Below are 18596 nucleotides of genomic sequence, written 5' to 3' on the forward strand. Positions count from 1 at the left end.
CCGCGCGCGGGCAAGCTTCCGCGGGTGATGGGGGAGATCCGCCGTCGGCGCGTTGACGTCGTCGTGCTTGTCCTGCTGGGAGTGGCCGGCTTGGCGGCCACGTTGATCCTGCTCGTCTACGCGTTCATGGCCGCGCTGTTCCAGCCCGCCCACGGCTGGGTCGAGGAGCTGCGCGAGCTGTGGCCGTGGCTGCTGCCGGCCGTCCTGGGGCTGGCCGGCGCGTTCGCGCTGCGGCGTCGTGAGTTCGTCGCCGCTTTCGTGGTGCTGCTGGTGATCGACGTGGCCGGCCTGTTCGGGCCGGAGCTGCTGGTCAGGAGCACCGATCCGGCAATGCCCTCGGCGCCGGTCAGCTCAGCAGTTCGTTGATGTCCGCGCGCACCGCGTTGAGGCGGGCCGCCGCGCTTTCCCGCGCCGCGGCGAGGCTGCCGGTCACCGGCTGCACGGACTGCAGGTACGCCTTGAGCTTCGGCTCGGTGCCCGACGGCCGGATCACCACTCGCAGGCCCTCGCCCGCCAGGCGCAGCACGTCGGCGTCCGGCAGCAGGTCCTCCAGCGTCACCGGCACACCGCCGAGCGAAGACGGCGGCTGCGCGCGCAGCCCGGCCATCAGCTTGCCGCGCACGGCGAGATCGGTGACCCGCAAGGAAACCTGGTCGGTGAGGTGCACGCCGTGGCGGGTGGCGATCTCGTCGAGCACGTCCAGCGGGCTCCGGCCCTCGGCCTTGAGCGAGGCGGCCAGCCCGGCGGCGACCACCGCCGCGGCGATGCCGTCCTTGTCCCGCACGAAGCCGGGGTTCACGCAGAGGCCCAGCGCCTCCTCGTAGGCGAAGACCAGGCCCTCGCCCGCGCGGACCAGCCACTTGAAGCCGGTCAGCGTCTCGGCGTAGCGGGCGCCGGCGGCCTTCGCCAGCTCGCCGAGCAGCGAGGACGACACGATGGTGGTGGCCACCAGCGGGTCCGTGCTGTCCGTTGTGGACAGAACGTGCGAGCCGAGCAGCACGCCCGTCTCGTCGCCGCGGAGCATGCGCCAGCCGCCGTCGCGGTCGCGGACGCCGAGGGCGCAGCGGTCGGCGTCCGGGTCGAGGGCCACCGCGAGGTCAGCGTCCACTTCGGACGCCAGCGCCAGCAGCAGGTCGGTGGCGCCGGGCTCCTCCGGGTTGGGGAAGGAGACCGTGGGGAAGTCCGCGTCGGGCTCGGACTGGGCGGCGACCAGGTGGACGTCGGTGAACCCGGCCTCGGCCAGCGCGGCGTGGACCGTCTCAGCGCCGACGCCGTGCAGCGCGGTGGCGGCGATCCGGATTTCGCGGGCCGGGCCCTGCGGCAGGTCGGCGACTTCCGCCAGGTACGCGGCGCGCGGGTCGACAACCTCGGCGCCGGGCGCGCGCGGCACGCTCACCGCGGCGGGCACGGCCTGGATCGCGCGTTCGATCTCCCCGTCGGACGGCGGCACGATCTGGCCGCCGGTGCCGTCGTAAAGCTTGTATCCGTTGTCCGCGGGCGGGTTGTGCGACGCGGTGATCTGGATGCCGGCCACCGCGCCGTAGTGCTTCACGGAGTACGCGAGCAGCGGCGTCGGCAACGGTTCGGGCAGCACCTTCACGGCGAAGCCAGCGGCGGTGAGCACCTCGGCGGCGGCCGTGGCGAAGGCCTCCGAGCCGTGCCGTGCGTCGCGGCCGACCACCACGACGCCGCCTGCGTGACCGTGCGCGGTCAGCCAGTCGGCGACCCCCGCGGTGGTGCGCGTGACCACCGCGACGTTCATGCCGTTCGGCCCCGCGCGCACCGGCCCGCGCAGGCCGGCGGTGCCGAACTCCAGCGGGCCCGCCATGCGGTCGGCGAGTTCGTCGGCCGCGCCGGGCTCCTGGCCCAGCGCGCGGGCGAGGATCCGCTGCAGCTCGTCGCTCGACGCCGGATCGGGGTCGTCGGCGATCCAGCGGTAGGTGGCGTCGCGCAGCTCGGTGGTCAGGTTGTTCGGCACCGCGCCAGCCTACGACCCGGCCGGGGCGGGCGTCCGGTTGATCCCGGGGCAGGGGTGGAATTCGGGGGATCCGGCGGGCTTGATGCCGCTACTCTCGGGAAAGTGCGAATGCTCTTCACCGCCCTTGGGGCCCACGGCCACCTGTACCCGCTGATGCCGCTCGCGGTCGCCGCGCGTGAAGCCGGGCATCACGTCGTCTTCGCGACGGCCGAGGATTTCCACGCCACGCTGGGGAAAGCGGGCTTCGAACCGGCCAAGGCGGGGCTGACCATCGGGGAGGCCTTCGCCACGCAGATTTCCGGTGACCCCAGGCAGGCCCGCGAAGAGGCGCCGCCGGAGGTCCTGAACGCGTTGATCGGCAAGGTTTTCGGCCGGGTGATGCCCGACGCGTTCGCCGCGGACCTCCGTGCGCTCTTCGAGCAGAACCGGCCGGACCTCGTCGTCTACGAGTTCGGCAACGCCGGCGGGGCCTTCGCGGCGATGACCGCCGGGATTCCGGCCGTGGGCCACGGATTCGGCCGGGTTTCGCGCGACGGCCAGATGATCGAGATCGAGCGCGTGATGCAGGAGCACGCCGCCGAACTGGGTATCACCGACGACCGGCCGTCGTGGGGCAACCCGGTCGTCGACATCTGCCCGCCTTCGGTGCAGGCGCCCGATTTCCTGGCGCGGGCCCGCCGCCTGCCGCTGCGCCCGGTCGGCTGGAGCGACGCCGGTGACCTGCCGGACGGCGTCGCGGACCGCGACCGGGGCCGTCCGCTCGTCTACCTCACGCTGGGCACGTCCCCGATGAGCCAGGCGGCGGTGTTCACCTCGGCGATCACCGGCCTGTCCGGGCTGGACGCCGACGTGCTGGTGGCGACCGGGCCGTCGCTGGACCCCGCGTCGCTGGGCGAGGTGCCGCCGAACGTCCGCTTGGAGTCCTGGGTGGCGCAGTCGGCGCTGCTGCCGCACGTCGACCTGGTGGTCCACCACGGCGGCAGCGGCACGACGTTGGGCGCCTTCTCCGCCGGCGCGCCGCAGCTCGTCCTCCCGCAGGGCGCGGACCAGTTCACGAACGCCGAAGCCGTCCTGGCCTCCGGCACGGGCACCCGCCTCCTCGGCGACGAGGTGACCGCCGAGTCCGTCCACGAGACCGCCGCCCGCCTCCTGACCGACTCAACCGTGGCCGACGCCGTGCGCGGGGTGGCTGCCGAGGTCGCGGGCATGCCTTCACCGGCTGAGGTGGTCCAAGGACTCGTGAGTGTTTATGACGGTTAGAACCGTCATAAACACTCACGAGCGGGTTCAGGCGCGGGCAACAAGTTCCCGAAGCAGCGAACCCATGCGAGTGGCGGCGTTGCGGCCCGCCTCCAGGACCTCTTCGTGGTTCAGCGGCTCGCCCGTCATGCCGGCGGCGAGGTTGGTCACCAGCGAGAGGCCGAACACCTCGACGCCGGCGGCGCGGGCCGCGATGGCTTCCAGCACGGTCGACATGCCGACCAGGTCGGCGCCCATCGTGCGCAGCATCCGGATCTCGGCGGGCGTTTCGAAGTGCGGGCCGACCAGGCCGGCGTAGACGCCCTCCTCCAGCGAGCCGTCGATCTCCTTCGCCAGGCCGCGCAGCCGGGCGGAGTAGAGGTCGGTGAGGTCGACGAAGTTCGCGCCCACGATCGGCGAGCGCGCGGTCAGGTTGAGGTGGTCGGAGATCAGCACGGGCTGCCCGACGCTGAAGCCCTCGCGCAGGCCGCCGGCCGCGTTGGTGAGCAGCACCGTGCGCGCGCCGGCCGCGGCGGCCGTGCGCACGTTGTGCACCACCGGGTCGATGCCCTTGCCCTCGTAGAAGTGCGTGCGCCCCAGCAGCACGAGCGCGCGCTTCCCGCCGACGTCGAGCGAGCGCACCGTGCCGCCGTGCCCGACGGCTCCGGGGGTGGTGAAACCGGGCAGCTCGCCGAACGGGATCTCCGCCTCGGCCGTCCCGATCACGTCCGCGGCCGGGCGCCAGCCCGAGCCCAGCACCACGGCGATGTCGTGCTTCTCGACGCCCGTGCGCTCGGCGATGACGGCGGCGGCCGCCTCCTCGTGGTTACTCATGCCGCCGAGCGTATCCGGGCACTCCGGACGGCCAGGAACACGACCAGCCCGAACGGCGACAGGAAGATCGTCAGCACCAGCACCGGGCTCAGCACCCACCACGGGACGCCGTGCTTCCGCGCCTCGAAGAACATCCACCGGCCGAGGAACAGGTCGAACGCGATCAGCTGCGCCCAGATCAGCGCGGCCCCGTACGAAGAGCCCGCAAACGCTTGCAGCACGCCGAGGTCCGGCCGGCTGACCGCCGTCCACAGCTCGCCGAAGTGGGCCGCGGCGAGCACGAAGTAGCAGACCAGCGGCAGCAGCGGCACCCACGGCGACGCCAGCACCCGCCGCGTCCACCGCCAGCCCGGCAGGAAGATCATCAGCGCCCAGAACGGCACGGCGATCGGGAACGTCCAGGCGAACACCGTCAGGTCCGTCATCGGGTCAGCTCCCGCACCGGCCGGTACACCGAGACCAGGGCGCCCAGCGCCACCGCGGCGAGCAGCAGCGTCAGCGCCGTGAGCGTCGCGCGCCCCGGGTGGACGAGCGACTCGCCGCGCTCGGCCTGCCAGGTGACCAGCGCGACCAGGCCCGCGTACCCCAGCGAGCCGACCCACACCAGCCGCGCGCGGACGGCGCTCTCCCGCAGCCGCGGCAGGCGCGTCGCGAGCAGCCCGAGCCCGAGGGCGAGCAGCGGCAGCGCCTGCAGCGCGTGCATGCCGATGAAGTGCGGGATCCGCAGATCGCCGCCGGTGGTGCTCCAGCCCAGCAGCGGCAGCCCCGGCCCGCCGTCGGTGACGCCGACGCTGTGCGCCCCGATCAGGTCCGAAACGCCGGTGGCCTTCAGCGACGCCTGCTGCTGCGCCGTCGGACGTGTCATCAGCGCGCCGAGCCCGGCCCCGATCAGCGACAGGACCGCGCCGGTGCGCACCGCCCAGTAGGTCGCGCGGTCCTCGATCCGGCTGAACATCAGCAGGACGGTGAGCACCAGCGTGGCGAGCCAGATCCCGGCGACCATGGACCCCATGACCTGGAACAGGGCGTTGTCGAACGGCGTCGCGTTGTTGAAGTGGCTCGCCCGGCCGCGGGCCGCCTGGAACACGATCAGCACGTACTCACCCGAGAACAGCACGATGACGACGTCGGTGGCGATCCCGGCGCCGCGGCGGAAGCGCGGCAGGAGCGAGACGAGCCAGCTCCAGGTGGAGAAGTACAAGGAGCCGGAGATGGCGAACTTGAGCGGCTTCGCCCAGACCGGGGCGCCCAGCAGGGTCCGCTGGTCGAGCAGCAGCAGCGCGACGCAGCCGACGGCCACCACGGCCAGCACACCCGCGAAGAGGGCCGATGGCCGGTGCCACGTGCTTGTCCGGCCGCGGAGATCGGTCAGGATGGTCATGGTTGGTCCTCCCAAAATGGATAGTGAAGCTCTCCGTTATGGGAAGTTAAACTATCCATCCTGAGAAGTCTTCAGGGTTGTCCCTGAGATCGGAGCGGTGTCACGTGCGGATGGCGGAACTGAGTGCGGAGTCGGGCGTGCCGGTGGCCACGGTGAAGTACTACCTGCGCGAAGGCCTGCTGCAGCCCGGCGAGCGGACCAGCCCCAACCAGGCCCGGTACGGCGACGACCACGTCCAGCGGCTCAAGCTGATCCGCGCGCTGCTGGACGTCGGCGGCCTCTCGGTCGCCACGGTCGGCGAGGTCCTCTCCGCGGTCGACTCCCACGCCCCGACCCACAAGGTCCTGGGCCTGGCGCAACGCGTCCTGTCCGGCTCGGCGAAGGACGTCGACGAGGAGTCCCAGGCCTGGGCGCTGGACCTGATCCAGGGCCTGGCCGCCCGGCACAGCTGGAAGGCGGAGCCGGGCAGCCCGACGGTCTCCGCCTTGATCGTCACCCTCTGCACCATCCGCGACCTGGCCCAGGGCCACGACGGCCTGCTCGCCCGGCTGGACGACTACGCCGCCCTCGCCGACCGCACCGCGGAAGTGGACCTGGACACCGTGACGTCAATGCCGTCACTGGACCGCATCGTCGAGGCCGCCGTCATCGGCACCGTCCTGGGCGATCGTCTCTTCTCCGGCCTGCGCCGCCTGGCCCAAAGCGCCGAATCGGCCCGCCGCTTCCTGCCCGCCGAGGCTTGACCCGCGCCGCCGAAGACCTCAGGAGGAGGGGAACGTCAACGTCGGCGCGATCTCGTTGAACGTCCCCGCCGCCGTGTCCTCCTGCTCCGAAGGCACGGTCAACGACAACACCCACAGGTTCCCCTCGGCCTGCCGCAGCGACGCGAACGTCGCGCGGGTGATCGGCGTGCTCGATTCCTGTTGCCGGGGGGACGTGGCGTGCTCGACGTTGCGGTACATCAGGTCTGTGCCGCCGGCCGTGGTGGCCGGGCCCTGGACGATGGTGAACGACTCCGGGCCGTAGGTCTCCGGCAGGCTCTTCAGGTAGTCGTCGGTCGAGCGGGTCTTGAAGTAGCCGGGGAAGCGCTCCAGCCGCAGCGACTGGCGGCCGTCCGGCGAGACGTACTGGACGATCGTCGACGGCCCCAGCTTGCTGGTGCGCCCGGCGACGAACCGCTTCCAGCCGTCCGGAATCGACACCGTGTACAGGCTGTCCGCCGTCGCGTTCGCGGTGTCGCTCGCGTCGCCCTTCTGCGGCACCAGTTTCAGCGGCTCCGGCGGCAGCGTGGTCCCGCCGGGGGCCTCGGTGCCGTCGGTCATGCCGGCCGGCGGCAGCAGCTCCTGCCCGCTGGCCACCCGGGCCAGCGCGAACCCGCCGCCGGCGGCGGCCAGGAACAGCACCACCGCGACCAGCGCCAGCACCACGGACGCCTTGGCCCCGCGGCGGGCGGGCACCGGGGCGGCCACGGACGTCGTCCCCGGAACCGCCGGCCCCGGAGGAGCCGGCGGGTAACCCCCGGAGCCGGACGGGCCGGAAGCGCCGGACCCGGACGAGCCGGCGCCGGAAGCCCCGAGACCGGACAGCGCGGCGCCGAACGACCCCATGCCGGACGCTCCGGCCGCTCCAGCTCCGAAAGCTCCAGTACCGGATGACCCAGGGCCGGATGCCCCAGGACCGAAAGCCCCAGGACCGGAGCCGGACGACCCACGCAGGAACGGCAGCGGCCCGGGGTCCGCGGCCAGCTCGGTGCTGGACGCGGCCTTCGGCTCGGCCGCGTCGCTCTCCGGCGTGACGGTCTTGATCACCTGGGTGTCGGTGGCGTCGAGGTGCGCCGCCGTCTTCTTCCCGTCCGGGGTACGGAACAGCTCCGGCCCGAACAGGTCCAGCGCGGTCTTGCCCTGCATCGGGTACAGCCGGTGGCGCACCTCGCGCAGCGAGATCCGCTTCTCCGGCTCCTTTTTCATCAGCGCGCTGATGACGGCGGCCAGCGGCCCGGGGTTCGGCTTGGGCACCTTGCCGTTGACGACCTTGCCGACCGTCTCCAGCGGGTCACCGTCCGCGTCGTACGGCGGGGCGCCCTGCGCGGCGGCGAACAGCGTGGCGCCGAGGCCCCACAGGTCCGCGTTGGGCGTGACCGCGCCGCCGGACGCGACCTCGGGCGCGATGTACGCGGGGGAGCCGAGCATGATCCCGGTGCGCGTCATCGTCGCCTCGGAGACGTTGCGCGCGATGCCGAAGTCGGTGAGCTTGATCCGCCCGTCGCCGGCCACCAGCACGTTGCCCGGCTTCACGTCGCGGTGCGTGATGCCCGCCGCGTGCGCCGCCTCCAGCGCCGCGGCGACCGCGATGCCGACGGCGGCGGCCTGCTCCACGTTCAGCGGGCCGTGGTCGCGCAGGATGTGCGCGAGGCTGCGCGAGGGCAGCAGCTCCATGACCACGAACGGCTCGTTGTTGTCGCGGGCCACGTCGTGCAGGATGATCACGTTCGGGTGAGAGAGCACCGCGATGGCGCGCGCCTCGCGCAGGGTCCGCTCGCGCAGCTCGTCGGCCTGCGCCGCCGGCACCCCCGGCGGCAGCTTCATCTCCTTGACGGCCACCGGCCGGTGCAGGAACTCGTCGTAGGCGGACCAGACGGTGCCCATGGAGCCGGCCCCGAGCACGGACCGCAGGCGGTACCGGCCGGCGACCACTCGCGAGGTCTCGCGGGAAGGGGATTCGCTCGAGGACGACACCCCCTGATTGTGTCGTAAGGCACCGACAGTCTTCGACTCAGTGGGGGTGTCCAGCCCTTCCGGGCCAAATCGGGGGTACCCCTGGATACTTCCGGCAGGCGACTAGAGTCACAGGTGCCGGGACTGGCGTGCCTCTACCATCACTGGGTATGACGAACGTGGCTGGCCCGGAGTCAGTGCCGATCTCCGAACCCGAGCTCGCCCTCGCCGCCGAGTTCCCGGCAGCCGAGCGGGCCCGGTGGCAGGAGCTCGTGGCCGGCGTCCTGCGCAAGAGCGGGCGCCTGCCGGAGGACTTCGACGGCGCGCCGGAGAGCAAGCTCGTCACCCGCACTTACGACGGCATCGAGATCCAGCCGCTCTACACCCGTGAAGACGCTGTCGGCGACCTCGGCTTCCCCGGCCTGCCGCCGTTCGTCCGCGGCTCGAAGCCCGAAGGCGTCGTCAGCACCGGCTGGGACGTCCGCGTCCGCCACGCCGGCACCGACGCGAAGGCCGTCAACACCGCCGTGCTCGCCGACCTCGAAGGCGGCGCCTCCTCCGTGTGGCTGCGCCTCGGCGAGGGGGCCCTGCCCCTGACCGCGCTGGCCGACGCGCTGAACGAGGTCTACGTCGATCTCGCGCCCGTGGTCCTGGACGCCGGCCCCGGGTACGAGGCCGCGGCGCGGGCGCTGCTGGACGTGTTCGCGGATCGGGAGATCCCGGCCAGTGAGGCGGTCGGCACGCTGGGTGCGGACCCGATCGGCGTGACGGCGCGGACCGGCGAAGCCCAGCCCGTCGCGCCGGCCGCCGAGCTGGCCGCGCGCGTCGCCGCGAAGTACCCGAAGCTGCGCACGCTCGTGGCGGACGGCCTGCCGTTCCACGAGGCGGGCGGGTCCGACGCGCAGGAGCTGGGCGCCACCATCGCTGTCGGTGTCGCTTACCTGCGCGCGCTCACCGAGACGGGCCTGGACGTCGACGCCGCCGCGGCACAGCTGGAGTTCCGGCTGGCCGCGACCGCCGACCAGTTCCTCACCATCGCCAAGTTCCGCGCCGCCCGGCGCCTGTGGGACCGCGTCCTCGAGGTCTCCGGGGCCAAGCCGGCCGCGCGCGGCATGCATCAGCACGCCGTGACGTCGCCCGCGATGCTGACCCAGCGTGACCCGTGGGTGAACATGCTGCGTACCACCGTCGCGTGCTTCGGCGCGGGTATCGGCGGCGCGGACGCCGTCACGGTGCTGCCGTTCGACTCCGCGATCGGCCGGCCGGACGTGTTCTCCTCGCGGATCGCCCGCAACACCAACGCCGTGCTGCTGGAGGAGTCCCGGCTCGGCGGCGTGATCGACCCGGCGGGCGGCTCCTGGTACGTCGAGAAGCTGACCGACGACCTGGCGAAGGCCGCGTGGGCCGAGTTCACCGAGATCGAGGGCGCGGGCGGTGTCGAGGCCGAGCTGGCCTCCGGCGCGCTGGCCGGGCGGCTCGCCGCGACCTGGGAGAAGCGCACCAAGCGCCTGGCCACCCGCCGTGACCCGATCACCGGCGTCAGCGAATTCCCGAACCTGGCTGAAAAGCCGGTGCGGCGCGAGCCTTCGTTTGTATCCACTGAGGACGGTGGCCTGCCGCGCCACCGTTACGCCGAGGGGTTCGAGAAGCTGCGCGACGCGTCGGACGCCCACTTGGCCGCGCACGGAGAACGGCCGAAGGTCTTCCTCGCCACGCTCGGCCCGGTCGCCGCGCACACCACGCGTGCCGGGTTCGCCGCGAACCTGTTCCAGGCCGGCGGCCTGGAGGCGGTCAACCCGGGAGCGACCGACGACCTGCCCGCCGCGTTCCGCGCCAGCGGCGCCCGCGTCGCCTGCCTCTGCGGCACGGACGCCGCGTACGAGGAACAGGCGGCTTCGGTCGCCGCCGCGCTCGGCGCCGAGACCGTGCTGCTCGCCGGCAAGGCGTCCTACGACGGGGTGAGCGGCAACGTCTTCGCCGGCTGCGACGCACTCGAAGTCCTGACCGGCATCCACGTACAGCTGGGAGTGTCCGCATGACCGTGCCGAATTTCGCCGACGTCCCGCTCGGCGCGCCCGAGCCGGCCGATCGCGCCGCGTGGGCGCAGGCCGTGCAGGACGCCACCGGCAAGGGGCCCGACGCGCTGGCCTGGGAGACGCCCGAGGGCATCGGCGTGAAGCCGGTGTACACCGCCGACGATCTGTCCGATGTGGACTTCCTCGGCACGTACCCCGGCATCGCGCCCTACCTGCGCGGGCCGTACCCGACGATGTACGTGAACCAGCCGTGGACCATCCGCCAGTACGCCGGGTTCTCCACCGCCGAGGAGTCCAACGCCTTCTACCGCCGCAACCTCGCGGCCGGGCAGAAGGGCCTGTCGGTCGCCTTCGACCTGGCCACCCACCGCGGTTACGACTCGGACCACCCGCGCGTCTCCGGCGACGTCGGCATGGCGGGCGTGGCGATCGACTCGATCTACGACATGCGCCAGCTCTTCGACGGCATCCCGCTCGACAAGATGTCCGTGTCGATGACCATGAACGGCGCCGTGCTGCCGGTGCTCGCGCTCTACGTCGTCGCGGCCGAGGAGCAGGGGGTGAAGCCGGAGCAGCTCGCGGGGACCATCCAGAACGACATCCTCAAGGAGTTCATGGTCCGCAACACCTACATCTACCCGCCCCAGCCGTCGATGCGGATCATCTCCGACATCTTCGCGTACACCTCGCAGCACATGCCGAAGTACAACTCCATCTCGATCTCCGGCTACCACATGCAGGAGGCCGGGGCGACCGCCGACCTGGAGCTGGCGTACACGCTCGCGGACGGCGTCGAGTACATCCGCGCGGGCGTGGACGCCGGGCTGGACGTGGACAAGTTCGCGCCGCGGCTGTCGTTCTTCTGGGCGATCGGGATGAACTTCTTCATGGAGGTCGCGAAACTGCGCGCCGCCCGGCTGCTGTGGGCGAAGCTGGTCAAGCAGTTCGCGCCCGCTGTTGGTAAGACACTGTCGCAGAAGTCCTTGTCGCTCCGTACACATTCGCAGACTTCGGGCTGGTCGCTGACCGCGCAGGACGTCTACAACAACGTCACCCGCACCTGCGTCGAGGCGATGGCCGCGACGCAGGGGCACACACAGTCGTTGCACACCAACGCCCTCGACGAGGCGCTGGCGCTGCCCACCGACTTCTCCGCGCGCATCGCCCGCAACACGCAGCTGTTGCTGCAGCAGGAATCCGGCACCACCCGCGTGATCGACCCGTGGGGCGGCAGTGCGTTCGTCGAGAAGCTGACCTTCGACCTGGCGCGCAAGGCGTGGGGGCACATCACCGAGGTCGAGGCCGCGGGCGGGATGGCGCGCGCGATCGACGAGGGCATCCCGAAGCTGCGTATCGAGGAGGCCGCCGCGCGCACGCAGGCGCGGATCGACTCCGGCCGTCAGCCCGTGATCGGCGTGAACAAGTACCAGGTCACCGGCGCCGACAGCGAAGACACAGCCATCGAGGTCTTGAAAATTGACAACGCCGGCGTGCGGACCCAGCAGCTGGAGAAGCTGCGGCGGCTGCGCGAGGAACGCGACCCCCAAGCCACCGAGGACGCGTTGCGACGGCTGACCGAGGGGTCGCAGAACGGCGGCAACCTGTTCGCGCTGGCCATCGACGCGGCCAGGGCCAAGGCCACCGTCGGCGAGATCTCCGACTCGCTGGAAAAGGTCTGGGGCCGCCACTCCGGCCAGATCCGCACGATCTCCGGGGTGTACCGGGAAGAGGTGGGGAAGTCGGACAACGTCGAGAAGGCCCGTGAACTGGTCGCGAAGTTCGCCGAGGACGAGGGCCGCCGCCCGCGCATCCTGGTCGCGAAGATGGGCCAGGACGGGCACGACCGCGGCCAGAAGGTGATCGCCACCGGCTTCGCCGACATCGGCTTCGACGTCGACGTCGGCCCGCTGTTCTCCACCCCGGAAGAGGTCGCGCGGCAGGCTTCGGAGGCCGACGTGCACGTGATCGGCGTGTCGTCGCTGGCCGCCGGGCACCTGTCGCTGGTGCCCGCGCTGCGCCACGAGCTGGCCGAGCTGGGGCGCGAGGACATCATGGTCGTGGTCGGCGGCGTGATCCCGCCGCAGGACTACGACGAGCTGCGGGCCGCCGGGGCGGCCGCGATTTTCGGGCCGGGCACGGTGATCGCGGACGCCGCGATCGGCCTGCTCGAACAGCTGTCCAAGCAGGAGTCCTGAGCCTTGCCGCGCAAGATCGACGTCGCCGCGTACGCGAAGGGCGTCCTCGCCGGTGACCGCGGAACGCTGTCCAAGGCGATCACGCTGGTCGAGTCCCAGCGCACCGACCACCGGGCGCAGGCGCAGGAGCTGCTCGTCGAGCTGCTGCCGCACGCCGGGGGCGCGCAGCGGGTCGGCATCACGGGTGTGCCCGGGGTCGGCAAGTCGACTTTCATCGACCAGCTGGGCACGGACCTGACCTCGGCCGGGCACCAGGTCGCGGTGCTGGCCGTCGACCCGTCGTCCACCCGCACGGGCGGCTCGATCCTCGGAGACAAGACCCGCATGGCGCGGCTCGCGGTGGACAGCAAGGCGTTCATCCGGCCGTCGCCGACGTCCGGCACGCTCGGCGGCGTCGCCCGCGCCACGCGCGAGACGATCGTGCTGATGGAGGCCGCGGGCTTCGACGTGGTGCTGGTGGAGACAGTCGGCGTAGGACAGTCCGAAGTGGCCGTGGCCAACATGGTCGACTGCTTCCTGTTCCTCACCCTGGCCCGCACCGGCGACCAGCTGCAGGGCATCAAGAAGGGCGTGCTGGAGCTGGCCGACGTCATCGCCGTCAACAAGGCGGACGGGCCGCATGAGAAAGACGCGAAACGGGCGGCGCGGGAGCTTTCGGGCGCACTGCGGATGATCTACGGCCGGGACGCGCCGTGGACACCGCCGGTGCTGACCTGCAGCGCCCTCGAAGGAACCGGCCTCGACCAGGTGTGGGGCGAGATCGGCAGGCACCGCGACCAGCTCACCGAGTCCGGCGAGCTGGCGGCCCGCCGCCGTCAGCAGCAGGTCGACTGGACCTGGTCGATGGTCCGCGAACAGCTGCTCGACCGCCTGACCTCGCACCCCGGCGTGCGGTCGCTGGTCAGCGAGCTGGAACGCGCGGTCCGGGCGGGCGAGCTGACGGCCACGCTGGCCGCCGGGCGGATCCTGGACGCCTTTTCCACGCCGGCCGGAGAATGAACCGCTCCGCCGGACGGTGGACGGCGAACGACCGTCCGGCGGCGCCCGGCGGTCGACGCCGAGGGCTGAGCGGAGGCCGTCTCCACCGCGTGGCGGCTGACGGACGGGCCATTCGGCGGGCACAATGCCCTTCAGTGCCGTAGAAGGGAAGTCATGGCGAAGGTGCGGGGTCTGCTGCTGGTGGGGCTGCTGGGCGTGCTGTTGCTGTGTGCGCCGCCCGCGCAGGCGGTCGTGGTCGTGCCCGCCGGGCCCGCGCCGGTGCCGGCCGAGGTCGCGGTGACCGCGTCGGCGCTGCTCATCGCGCCGCAGCAGGTGCAGCCGGGGCCGGTGATCGACCCGGCGCAGACGAACGCCGCGAACGCCGCGAAGACCCGGAACAAGCTGATCGCGGGCGGGGTCGCCGTGGTGCTGCTCGCGATCGTCTTCTTCGGCCGCCGGTCCCGGGCCAAGAAGCGCAAGAAGAGCAAGGACCAGGCCGCGGGCAAGTAGCTCTTTCCGTTCGCCCTGACCGAATTCCGGCAAGCCGTTCAACGCAGATCCGGTACCGGCCGTCTCGGACGCCCGTCGGCGGCGCGACTCTTGCCACCTGCATGGTGCACGATCGTCGGCAAATGCGTAAGACAGAACGATCGGCACGCTGCGTGACCCCTGGGCCACCCGTGTTGCGGGAGGAGGCGCGGCGTGACTGTGCTTGATTCACGACCGGACGTTCCAGGCGACCCTCAGGGTCGTATTGCCAACCCGAACGAGGTGCCCGCCGCGCTGATCACCGAAGCCGGAGTCAGCATGGCACCCGTGGAGGATTTCGGCGCGGGTCGCGGACCGTTCTGGCTGGACGACTGGCTGCGGGCCAACGCCACCGACGTGCTCGCCTGGCGCCGGCACATCCACGCCCACCCGGAGCTGTCGCGGCACGAGTTCGCGACCACCGAGCTGGTCGTGTCGCTGCTGCGCACCGTCGGGCTCAAGCCGTGGGTGCTGCCCGGCGGTACCGGCGTGGTGTGCGACATCGGCAAGGGCGACCGCTGCGTGGCCCTGCGCGCGGACATGGACGCGCTGCCGCTCACCGAGGACACCGGCCTGCCCTTCGCCTCGGCCACCGAGGGCGCGGCGCACATGTGCGGCCACGACGCGCACACGGCGATCCTGCTGGGCGCGGCCCGCGCGCTCGCCGGCGCCCCGGAGCTGCCCGGCCGCGTGCGGCTGATCTTCCAGGCCGCCGAGGAGGTCATGCCCGGCGGCGCGCTGGACATGATCGCGGCGGGCGCGCTGGAGGGCGTCGAGCGGATCTACGGCCTGCACTGCGACCCGCGGCTGGAGGTCGGCAAGGTCGGCACCCGGGTGGGCGCGCTGACGTCCGCGGCGGACCTGATCGAGCTGCGGCTCACCTCACCCGGCGGGCACACCTCGCGGCCGCACCTGACGGCCGACCTGGTGTACGCGCTCGGCACGGTCATCACCTCGCTGCCCTCGGTGCTCTCGCGCCGGGTCGACCCGCGGTCGGGCACCGTGCTGGTGTGGGGCGCGGTGCACGCCGGCCAGGCCGCCAACGCCGTGCCGCAGGACGGCGTGCTGCGCGGCACGCTGCGCACCGCCGACCACGAGGTGTGGAAGCAGCTGGAGCCGCTGGTCGCGGCCTCGGTGGAGTCGCTGCTGGCGCCCACCGGCGTCGGCTTCTCACTGGACTACCGCCGCGGCGTCCCCCCGGTCGTCTCCGACCAGGAGTCGACGGCGCTGATGCGCGCCGGCGTCGAGGCCGCCCTCGGCGAGCAGGGCCTGGCCGGCACGGAGCAGTCATCGGGCGGCGAGGACTTCGGCTGGTACCTGGAACACGTCCAGGGCGCCTTCGCCCGCCTCGGCGTCTGGTCCGGCCCCCCGGCCCCTCAATCCGACATCCACCGCCCGACGTTCACCCTCGACGAGCGAGCCTTGCTGGTGGGGGTCCGGACACTGGTGCACACGGCGTTGGCCACGCTGGCCTGACCTCGGGCCGCCCGCGGCCGCCGCTTCAACGTCCGTCAAGGCCCCCTTACCCGCCTTGGATGCCAACGCCACGAACCTACGGTCGGGCGCGCTCGTGACTTGCGGCTGGTGGTCGTGATGCCCTGAAGGCCACCTTGAGGGACGTAGATGCCCTCAAGGTGGCCTTCAGGGCGCCATGACTCGCTCAAACGGGTCGCCGACAAGCCTCGAGCCATGGTCGAGCACTGTCCACGACCTGCGCGGCCCCTCGGTTATCCACAGATCTGTCCACAGCCTGCCCGGCCAGCCCGCCCCAGGTTGTCCACAGGCGACCCTCGGCTGTGGACAACTCCGGTGGGTGATTTCCGCCTCGATCCCGGGCGCTGTGGGCGACCATTTCACCCGGTCTCGTGACGCATGATCACGACCGTGGATGATGTATTCACCGCGGGTGATTCCACACCCCCGCGAGACCTCTTGGAGACAAGCCGTAGGCGACCGATTTCCCTTGCGTCCCAACGGATTCCGCAACCACGAGCGCAGTGCCCCGATATTGGCGGAAGTCCCGGAACGCCGCCGGTGGTGAAACAGGACACGATCTTGTGCCGGACCTAAGCCCGGTAATGGTGAACGCTGTTCATGAAGCCCTGGTCGGCGGCCTGCGCCGCCGAGTTATCCACAGGCTGGGTCAGCCGGTGATCCCGGAGCACGGCCGGGTGCGCAGGTCATCCACATAGTCGGCGGGGGCGCCGGCGGCCTCGGCGGCGTCGGCCAGCACGCCCAGGTAGCGGGCTGAGGGCAGGCCGCCCTCGTAGGCGTCGAGGACGTACAGCCACGGCAGCACCGAGCCGTCCATGGTCTGCACCCGGAGCCGGAGCTTGGTGTGCATCCCGAGCTCGCCGCCCTCCCACCGGTCGAGGCCTTCCTCGTCGAGCGGGGTGACGTCGTAGATCACCACGAACACGCGGGAGCCGGCGTCTTCGACGATGGTGGCCAGCGCGCCTTCCCAGCCCAGGTCCTCACCGCCGAAAGTCAGCCGCCAGCCTTCCAGCCAGCCGGTTGTGGCCATCGGCGAGTGCGGGGCGCGCTCCAGCATCTGGGCGGGCTCCATGTTCGATCCGTAAGCGGCATACAACGGCACGGGCGACAGCCTAGCGACCCATCCGCCGCACAAGCGGAAGCACGTGCCGTGTCCGGCCACTTCCGTGTGGCCGGCACCCCTCCGCGTACGGTGAGAGCACCGCAGACGCGTCCAACTAGGAGGACTCCAGGTGACCAGGATCGTGATCATGGGCGGGGGCCCGGCAGGTTACGAGGCCGCATTGGTCGCCGCGCAACACGGCGCCGACGTGACGATCGTCGAACGCGACGGCCTGGGTGGCGCGTGTGTCCTCTATGACTGTGTGCCGTCGAAGACGTTCATCGCCTCCTCCGGCGCGCTCGCCAAGATGCACGACCTCAGCGAGCTGGGCATCAACACCGACATGGCGGACACGAGTGTCGACCTGCCGACCGTCCACGGCCGGGTGAAGGGGCTCGCGCTCGCGCAGTCCGCCGACATCCGGGCGCGGGTGCAGCGCGAGGGCGTCCGGGTGGTCATCGGCGAAGCGCGCTTCTGCGACGACGAGCCGGGCCTGGCCACGCACAAGGTCGCCGTCACGCACACGGACGGCACCACGGAGGCCCTGAACGCCGACGTCGTGCTGATCGCCACCGGCGCCACCCCGCGGGTGCTGCCCGGCGCCGTGCCCGACGGCGAGCGCATCCTCGACTGGCGCCAGCTCTACGACCTCAGCGAGCTGCCCGAGCACCTCGCCGTGATCGGCTCGGGGGTGACGGGCGCCGAGTTCGCCTCGGCGTACACCGAGATGGGCGTCAAGGTCACCGTGATCTCCAGTCGCGACCGCGTGCTGCCGCACGAGGACGCCGACGCCGCCGCCGTGCTGGAGGAGGTTTTTTCCCAGCGTGGCACCACTGTCGCGAAGCACGCCCGCGCGGAGCGGGTGGAGCGCACGGAAAAGGGCGTCGCCGTCCACCTCGCCGACGGCCGCGTGATCGAGGCCAGCCACGCGCTGATGACCGTGGGCTCGATCCCCAACACCGCCGACGTCGGCCTCGACCGGGTCGGCATCGAGCCCGGCCCCGGCGGTTTCATCACCGTGGACCGCGTCTCTCGCACGAGCGTGCCCGGCATCTACGCCGCGGGTGACTGCACCGGCCTGCTGATGCTCGCGTCGGTGGCCAGCATGCAGGGCCGCATCGCGATGTGGCACGCGCTGGGCGAGGGCGTCGCGCCGATCAAGCTCAAGACCGTCGCCGCCAACGTGTTCACGCACCCGGAGATCGCGACCGTCGGCATCAGCCAGCACGCGATCGACTCCGGTGAGGTGCCGGCGCGCACGATCATGCTGCCGCTGGCGACCAACGCGCGCGCCAAGATGGAAGGCCTGCGCCGCGGCTTCGTGAAGCTCTTCTGCCGCCCCGCCACGGGCGTGGTGGTCGGCGGCGTCGTGGTGGCGCCGTCGGCGAGCGAGCTGATCCTGCCGATCGCGCTCGCGGTGCAGAACCAGCTGACCGTGGACCACCTGGCGCTGACCTTTTCGGTGTACCCGTCGCTGTCCGGGTCGATCACCGAGGCGGGCCGTCAGCTCATGCGCCACGACGATCTGGACTGATTCTCCCCGCGCGGGCAACCCCGTCGAGGATCCCCGCGTCTAGCTCGGTGACAGGCTGACTGCGATGTGGGACAAGGGGCCGAGGGTGCGCAAGAGGGCGGTTTTCGTTGCGGTGGCGGCGATCGGGGCGGCCGCGGTGGCCGGTCCGGCGACGGCGGCGACCGGTGGGCAGGCCCAGAGCCAGTCCGACCCGGCGGTGTCCGTCCAGCTGAACCTGGACACCGCCGGCCTGCACGGGATGGTGAACAAGTTCCAGCGCGGTGAGGACAACGTCGCGCTCGCCCAGTGCCCCGGGGCCAAGGCGGGCGCCACCTCGTTCAGCTCGCCGGTGCTGCACTTCGAGAACTACTACTTCGGCCAGACGGTCGGGGTGAAGGCCACCATGAGCGCCGACGCGCTGCTGGTGACCGGCACGCCCGCGGGCAGCTACCCGCTCACGGTGAACTGCGGTGGGAAGGCGTACAGCGCGACGTTCACCGTGCCGGCCGCGCAGGTCGCCAAGGTGCCCGCGGGCGCCGCGAAAGCGGGCGACGGGAGCCTCGCCGAATAAGTGCGCAGAACGATCAAGAGCCGCCGGGAATCC

The 18596-nt window shown here is 71.8% G+C and carries 16 protein-coding genes; 10 read left to right on the top strand and 6 right to left on the bottom strand.

The window, feature by feature from the left end; all coding sequences use genetic code 11:
* Positions 1–24: 24 nt before the first annotated feature.
* Positions 25–366, top strand: coding sequence for a hypothetical protein (locus OG943_RS41810; RefSeq protein WP_328606399.1), 342 nt, complete (start codon positions 25–27; stop codon positions 364–366).
* Here OG943_RS41810 and OG943_RS41815 read toward each other — a convergent pair.
* Positions 347–1978 (bottom strand): phospho-sugar mutase, encoded by a 1632-nt coding sequence (locus OG943_RS41815; protein ID WP_328606400.1) that lies wholly within the window; start codon positions 1976–1978, stop codon positions 347–349. The two genes, OG943_RS41810 and OG943_RS41815, sit on opposite strands and share 20 nt — an antisense overlap.
* A gap of 108 nt (positions 1979–2086) precedes the next feature.
* On the opposite strand from OG943_RS41815, the gene OG943_RS41820 reads away from it, so the two are divergent.
* Positions 2087–3238, top strand: coding sequence for a glycosyltransferase (locus OG943_RS41820; RefSeq protein WP_442874839.1), 1152 nt, complete (start codon positions 2087–2089; stop codon positions 3236–3238).
* A gap of 27 nt (positions 3239–3265) precedes the next feature.
* Here OG943_RS41820 and OG943_RS41825 read toward each other — a convergent pair whose 3' ends face one another.
* Genes OG943_RS41825 through OG943_RS41835 form a run of 3 tightly spaced genes read right to left on the bottom strand, consistent with a single transcriptional unit; the run spans position 3266 to position 5432 of the window.
* Positions 3266–4051 (bottom strand): purine-nucleoside phosphorylase, encoded by a 786-nt coding sequence (locus OG943_RS41825; RefSeq protein WP_328606402.1) that lies wholly within the window; start codon positions 4049–4051, stop codon positions 3266–3268.
* Complete coding sequence (locus tag OG943_RS41830; protein WP_328606403.1) at positions 4048–4476, bottom strand: ABA4-like family protein; 429 nt, start codon at positions 4474–4476, stop codon at positions 4048–4050. The genes OG943_RS41825 and OG943_RS41830 overlap by 4 nt, the downstream gene beginning before the upstream one ends.
* Positions 4473–5432 (bottom strand): hypothetical protein, encoded by a 960-nt coding sequence (locus OG943_RS41835; RefSeq protein ID WP_328606404.1) that lies wholly within the window; start codon positions 5430–5432, stop codon positions 4473–4475. The genes OG943_RS41830 and OG943_RS41835 overlap by 4 nt, the downstream gene beginning before the upstream one ends.
* Positions 5433–5536: 104 nt before the next feature.
* Here OG943_RS41835 and OG943_RS41840 point away from each other — a divergent pair, with 104 nt between their 5' ends.
* Entirely contained in the window at positions 5537–6175 is a 639-nt protein-coding gene (locus OG943_RS41840) for a MerR family transcriptional regulator (RefSeq protein ID WP_442874645.1), read from the top strand.
* Between the two features lie 18 nt (positions 6176–6193).
* Here OG943_RS41840 and OG943_RS41845 read toward each other — a convergent pair whose 3' ends face one another.
* Positions 6194–8125: a serine/threonine-protein kinase gene (locus OG943_RS41845; protein ID WP_328612308.1), complete on the bottom strand. Its 1932-nt coding sequence runs from the start codon at positions 8123–8125 to the stop codon at positions 6194–6196.
* A gap of 191 nt (positions 8126–8316) precedes the next feature.
* On the opposite strand from OG943_RS41845, the gene OG943_RS41850 reads away from it, so the two are divergent.
* The 5 genes from OG943_RS41850 (at position 8317) to OG943_RS41870 (ending at position 15359) form a co-directional block, all read left to right on the top strand.
* Entirely contained in the window at positions 8317–10185 is a 1869-nt protein-coding gene (locus OG943_RS41850) for a methylmalonyl-CoA mutase subunit beta (protein WP_328606406.1), read from the top strand.
* On the top strand, positions 10182–12377 hold the full coding sequence (gene scpA / locus OG943_RS41855) for a methylmalonyl-CoA mutase (RefSeq protein WP_328606407.1): 2196 nt from the start codon (positions 10182–10184) through the stop codon (positions 12375–12377). The genes OG943_RS41850 and scpA overlap by 4 nt, the downstream gene beginning before the upstream one ends.
* Before the next feature lie 3 nt (positions 12378–12380).
* Complete coding sequence (gene meaB, locus OG943_RS41860; RefSeq protein WP_328606408.1) at positions 12381–13376, top strand: methylmalonyl Co-A mutase-associated GTPase MeaB; 996 nt, start codon at positions 12381–12383, stop codon at positions 13374–13376.
* 153 nt (positions 13377–13529) lie between these two features.
* The gene (locus OG943_RS41865) at positions 13530–13865 is read left to right on the top strand and encodes a hypothetical protein (protein WP_328606409.1); all 336 of its coding nucleotides are present in this window, start codon (positions 13530–13532) and stop codon (positions 13863–13865) included.
* A gap of 192 nt (positions 13866–14057) precedes the next feature.
* Positions 14058–15359 carry an amidohydrolase gene (locus tag OG943_RS41870; RefSeq protein WP_328606410.1) on the top strand — a complete coding sequence of 434 codons (1302 nt, stop codon included), beginning with the start codon at positions 14058–14060 and terminating at the stop codon, positions 15357–15359.
* Positions 15360–16026: 667 nt separating this feature from the next.
* Here OG943_RS41870 and OG943_RS41875 read toward each other — a convergent pair.
* Complete coding sequence (locus OG943_RS41875; protein ID WP_328606411.1) at positions 16027–16479, bottom strand: gamma-glutamylcyclotransferase; 453 nt, start codon at positions 16477–16479, stop codon at positions 16027–16029.
* A 130-nt stretch (positions 16480–16609) separates the two neighbouring features.
* On the opposite strand from OG943_RS41875, the gene OG943_RS41880 reads away from it, so the two are divergent.
* Together OG943_RS41880 and OG943_RS41885 are read left to right on the top strand one after the other, a co-directional pair.
* The gene (locus OG943_RS41880) at positions 16610–18013 is read left to right on the top strand and encodes an NAD(P)H-quinone dehydrogenase (RefSeq protein ID WP_328606412.1); all 1404 of its coding nucleotides are present in this window, start codon (positions 16610–16612) and stop codon (positions 18011–18013) included.
* A gap of 85 nt (positions 18014–18098) precedes the next feature.
* Entirely contained in the window at positions 18099–18563 is a 465-nt protein-coding gene (locus OG943_RS41885) for a hypothetical protein (RefSeq protein ID WP_328606413.1), read from the top strand.
* The last annotated feature ends 33 nt before the right edge of the window (positions 18564–18596 follow it).

The organism is Amycolatopsis sp. NBC_00345 (genome assembly GCF_036116635.1).
Taxonomy (GTDB): domain Bacteria; phylum Actinomycetota; class Actinomycetes; order Mycobacteriales; family Pseudonocardiaceae; genus Amycolatopsis.

Coding starts and splice junctions, on each gene's coding strand:
- OG943_RS41820 (WP_442874839.1), top strand. CDS start 2,087: ATGCTCTTCACCGCCCTTGGGGCCCACGGCCACCTGTACCCGCTGATG.
- OG943_RS41825 (WP_328606402.1), bottom strand. CDS start 4,051: ATGAGTAACCACGAGGAGGCGGCCGCCGCCGTCATCGCCGAGCGCACG.
- OG943_RS41830 (WP_328606403.1), bottom strand. CDS start 4,476: ATGACGGACCTGACGGTGTTCGCCTGGACGTTCCCGATCGCCGTGCCG.
- OG943_RS41835 (WP_328606404.1), bottom strand. CDS start 5,432: ATGACCATCCTGACCGATCTCCGCGGCCGGACAAGCACGTGGCACCGG.
- OG943_RS41850 (WP_328606406.1), top strand. CDS start 8,317: ATGACGAACGTGGCTGGCCCGGAGTCAGTGCCGATCTCCGAACCCGAG.
- scpA (WP_328606407.1), top strand. CDS start 10,182: ATGACCGTGCCGAATTTCGCCGACGTCCCGCTCGGCGCGCCCGAGCCG.
- OG943_RS41865 (WP_328606409.1), top strand. CDS start 13,530: ATGGCGAAGGTGCGGGGTCTGCTGCTGGTGGGGCTGCTGGGCGTGCTG.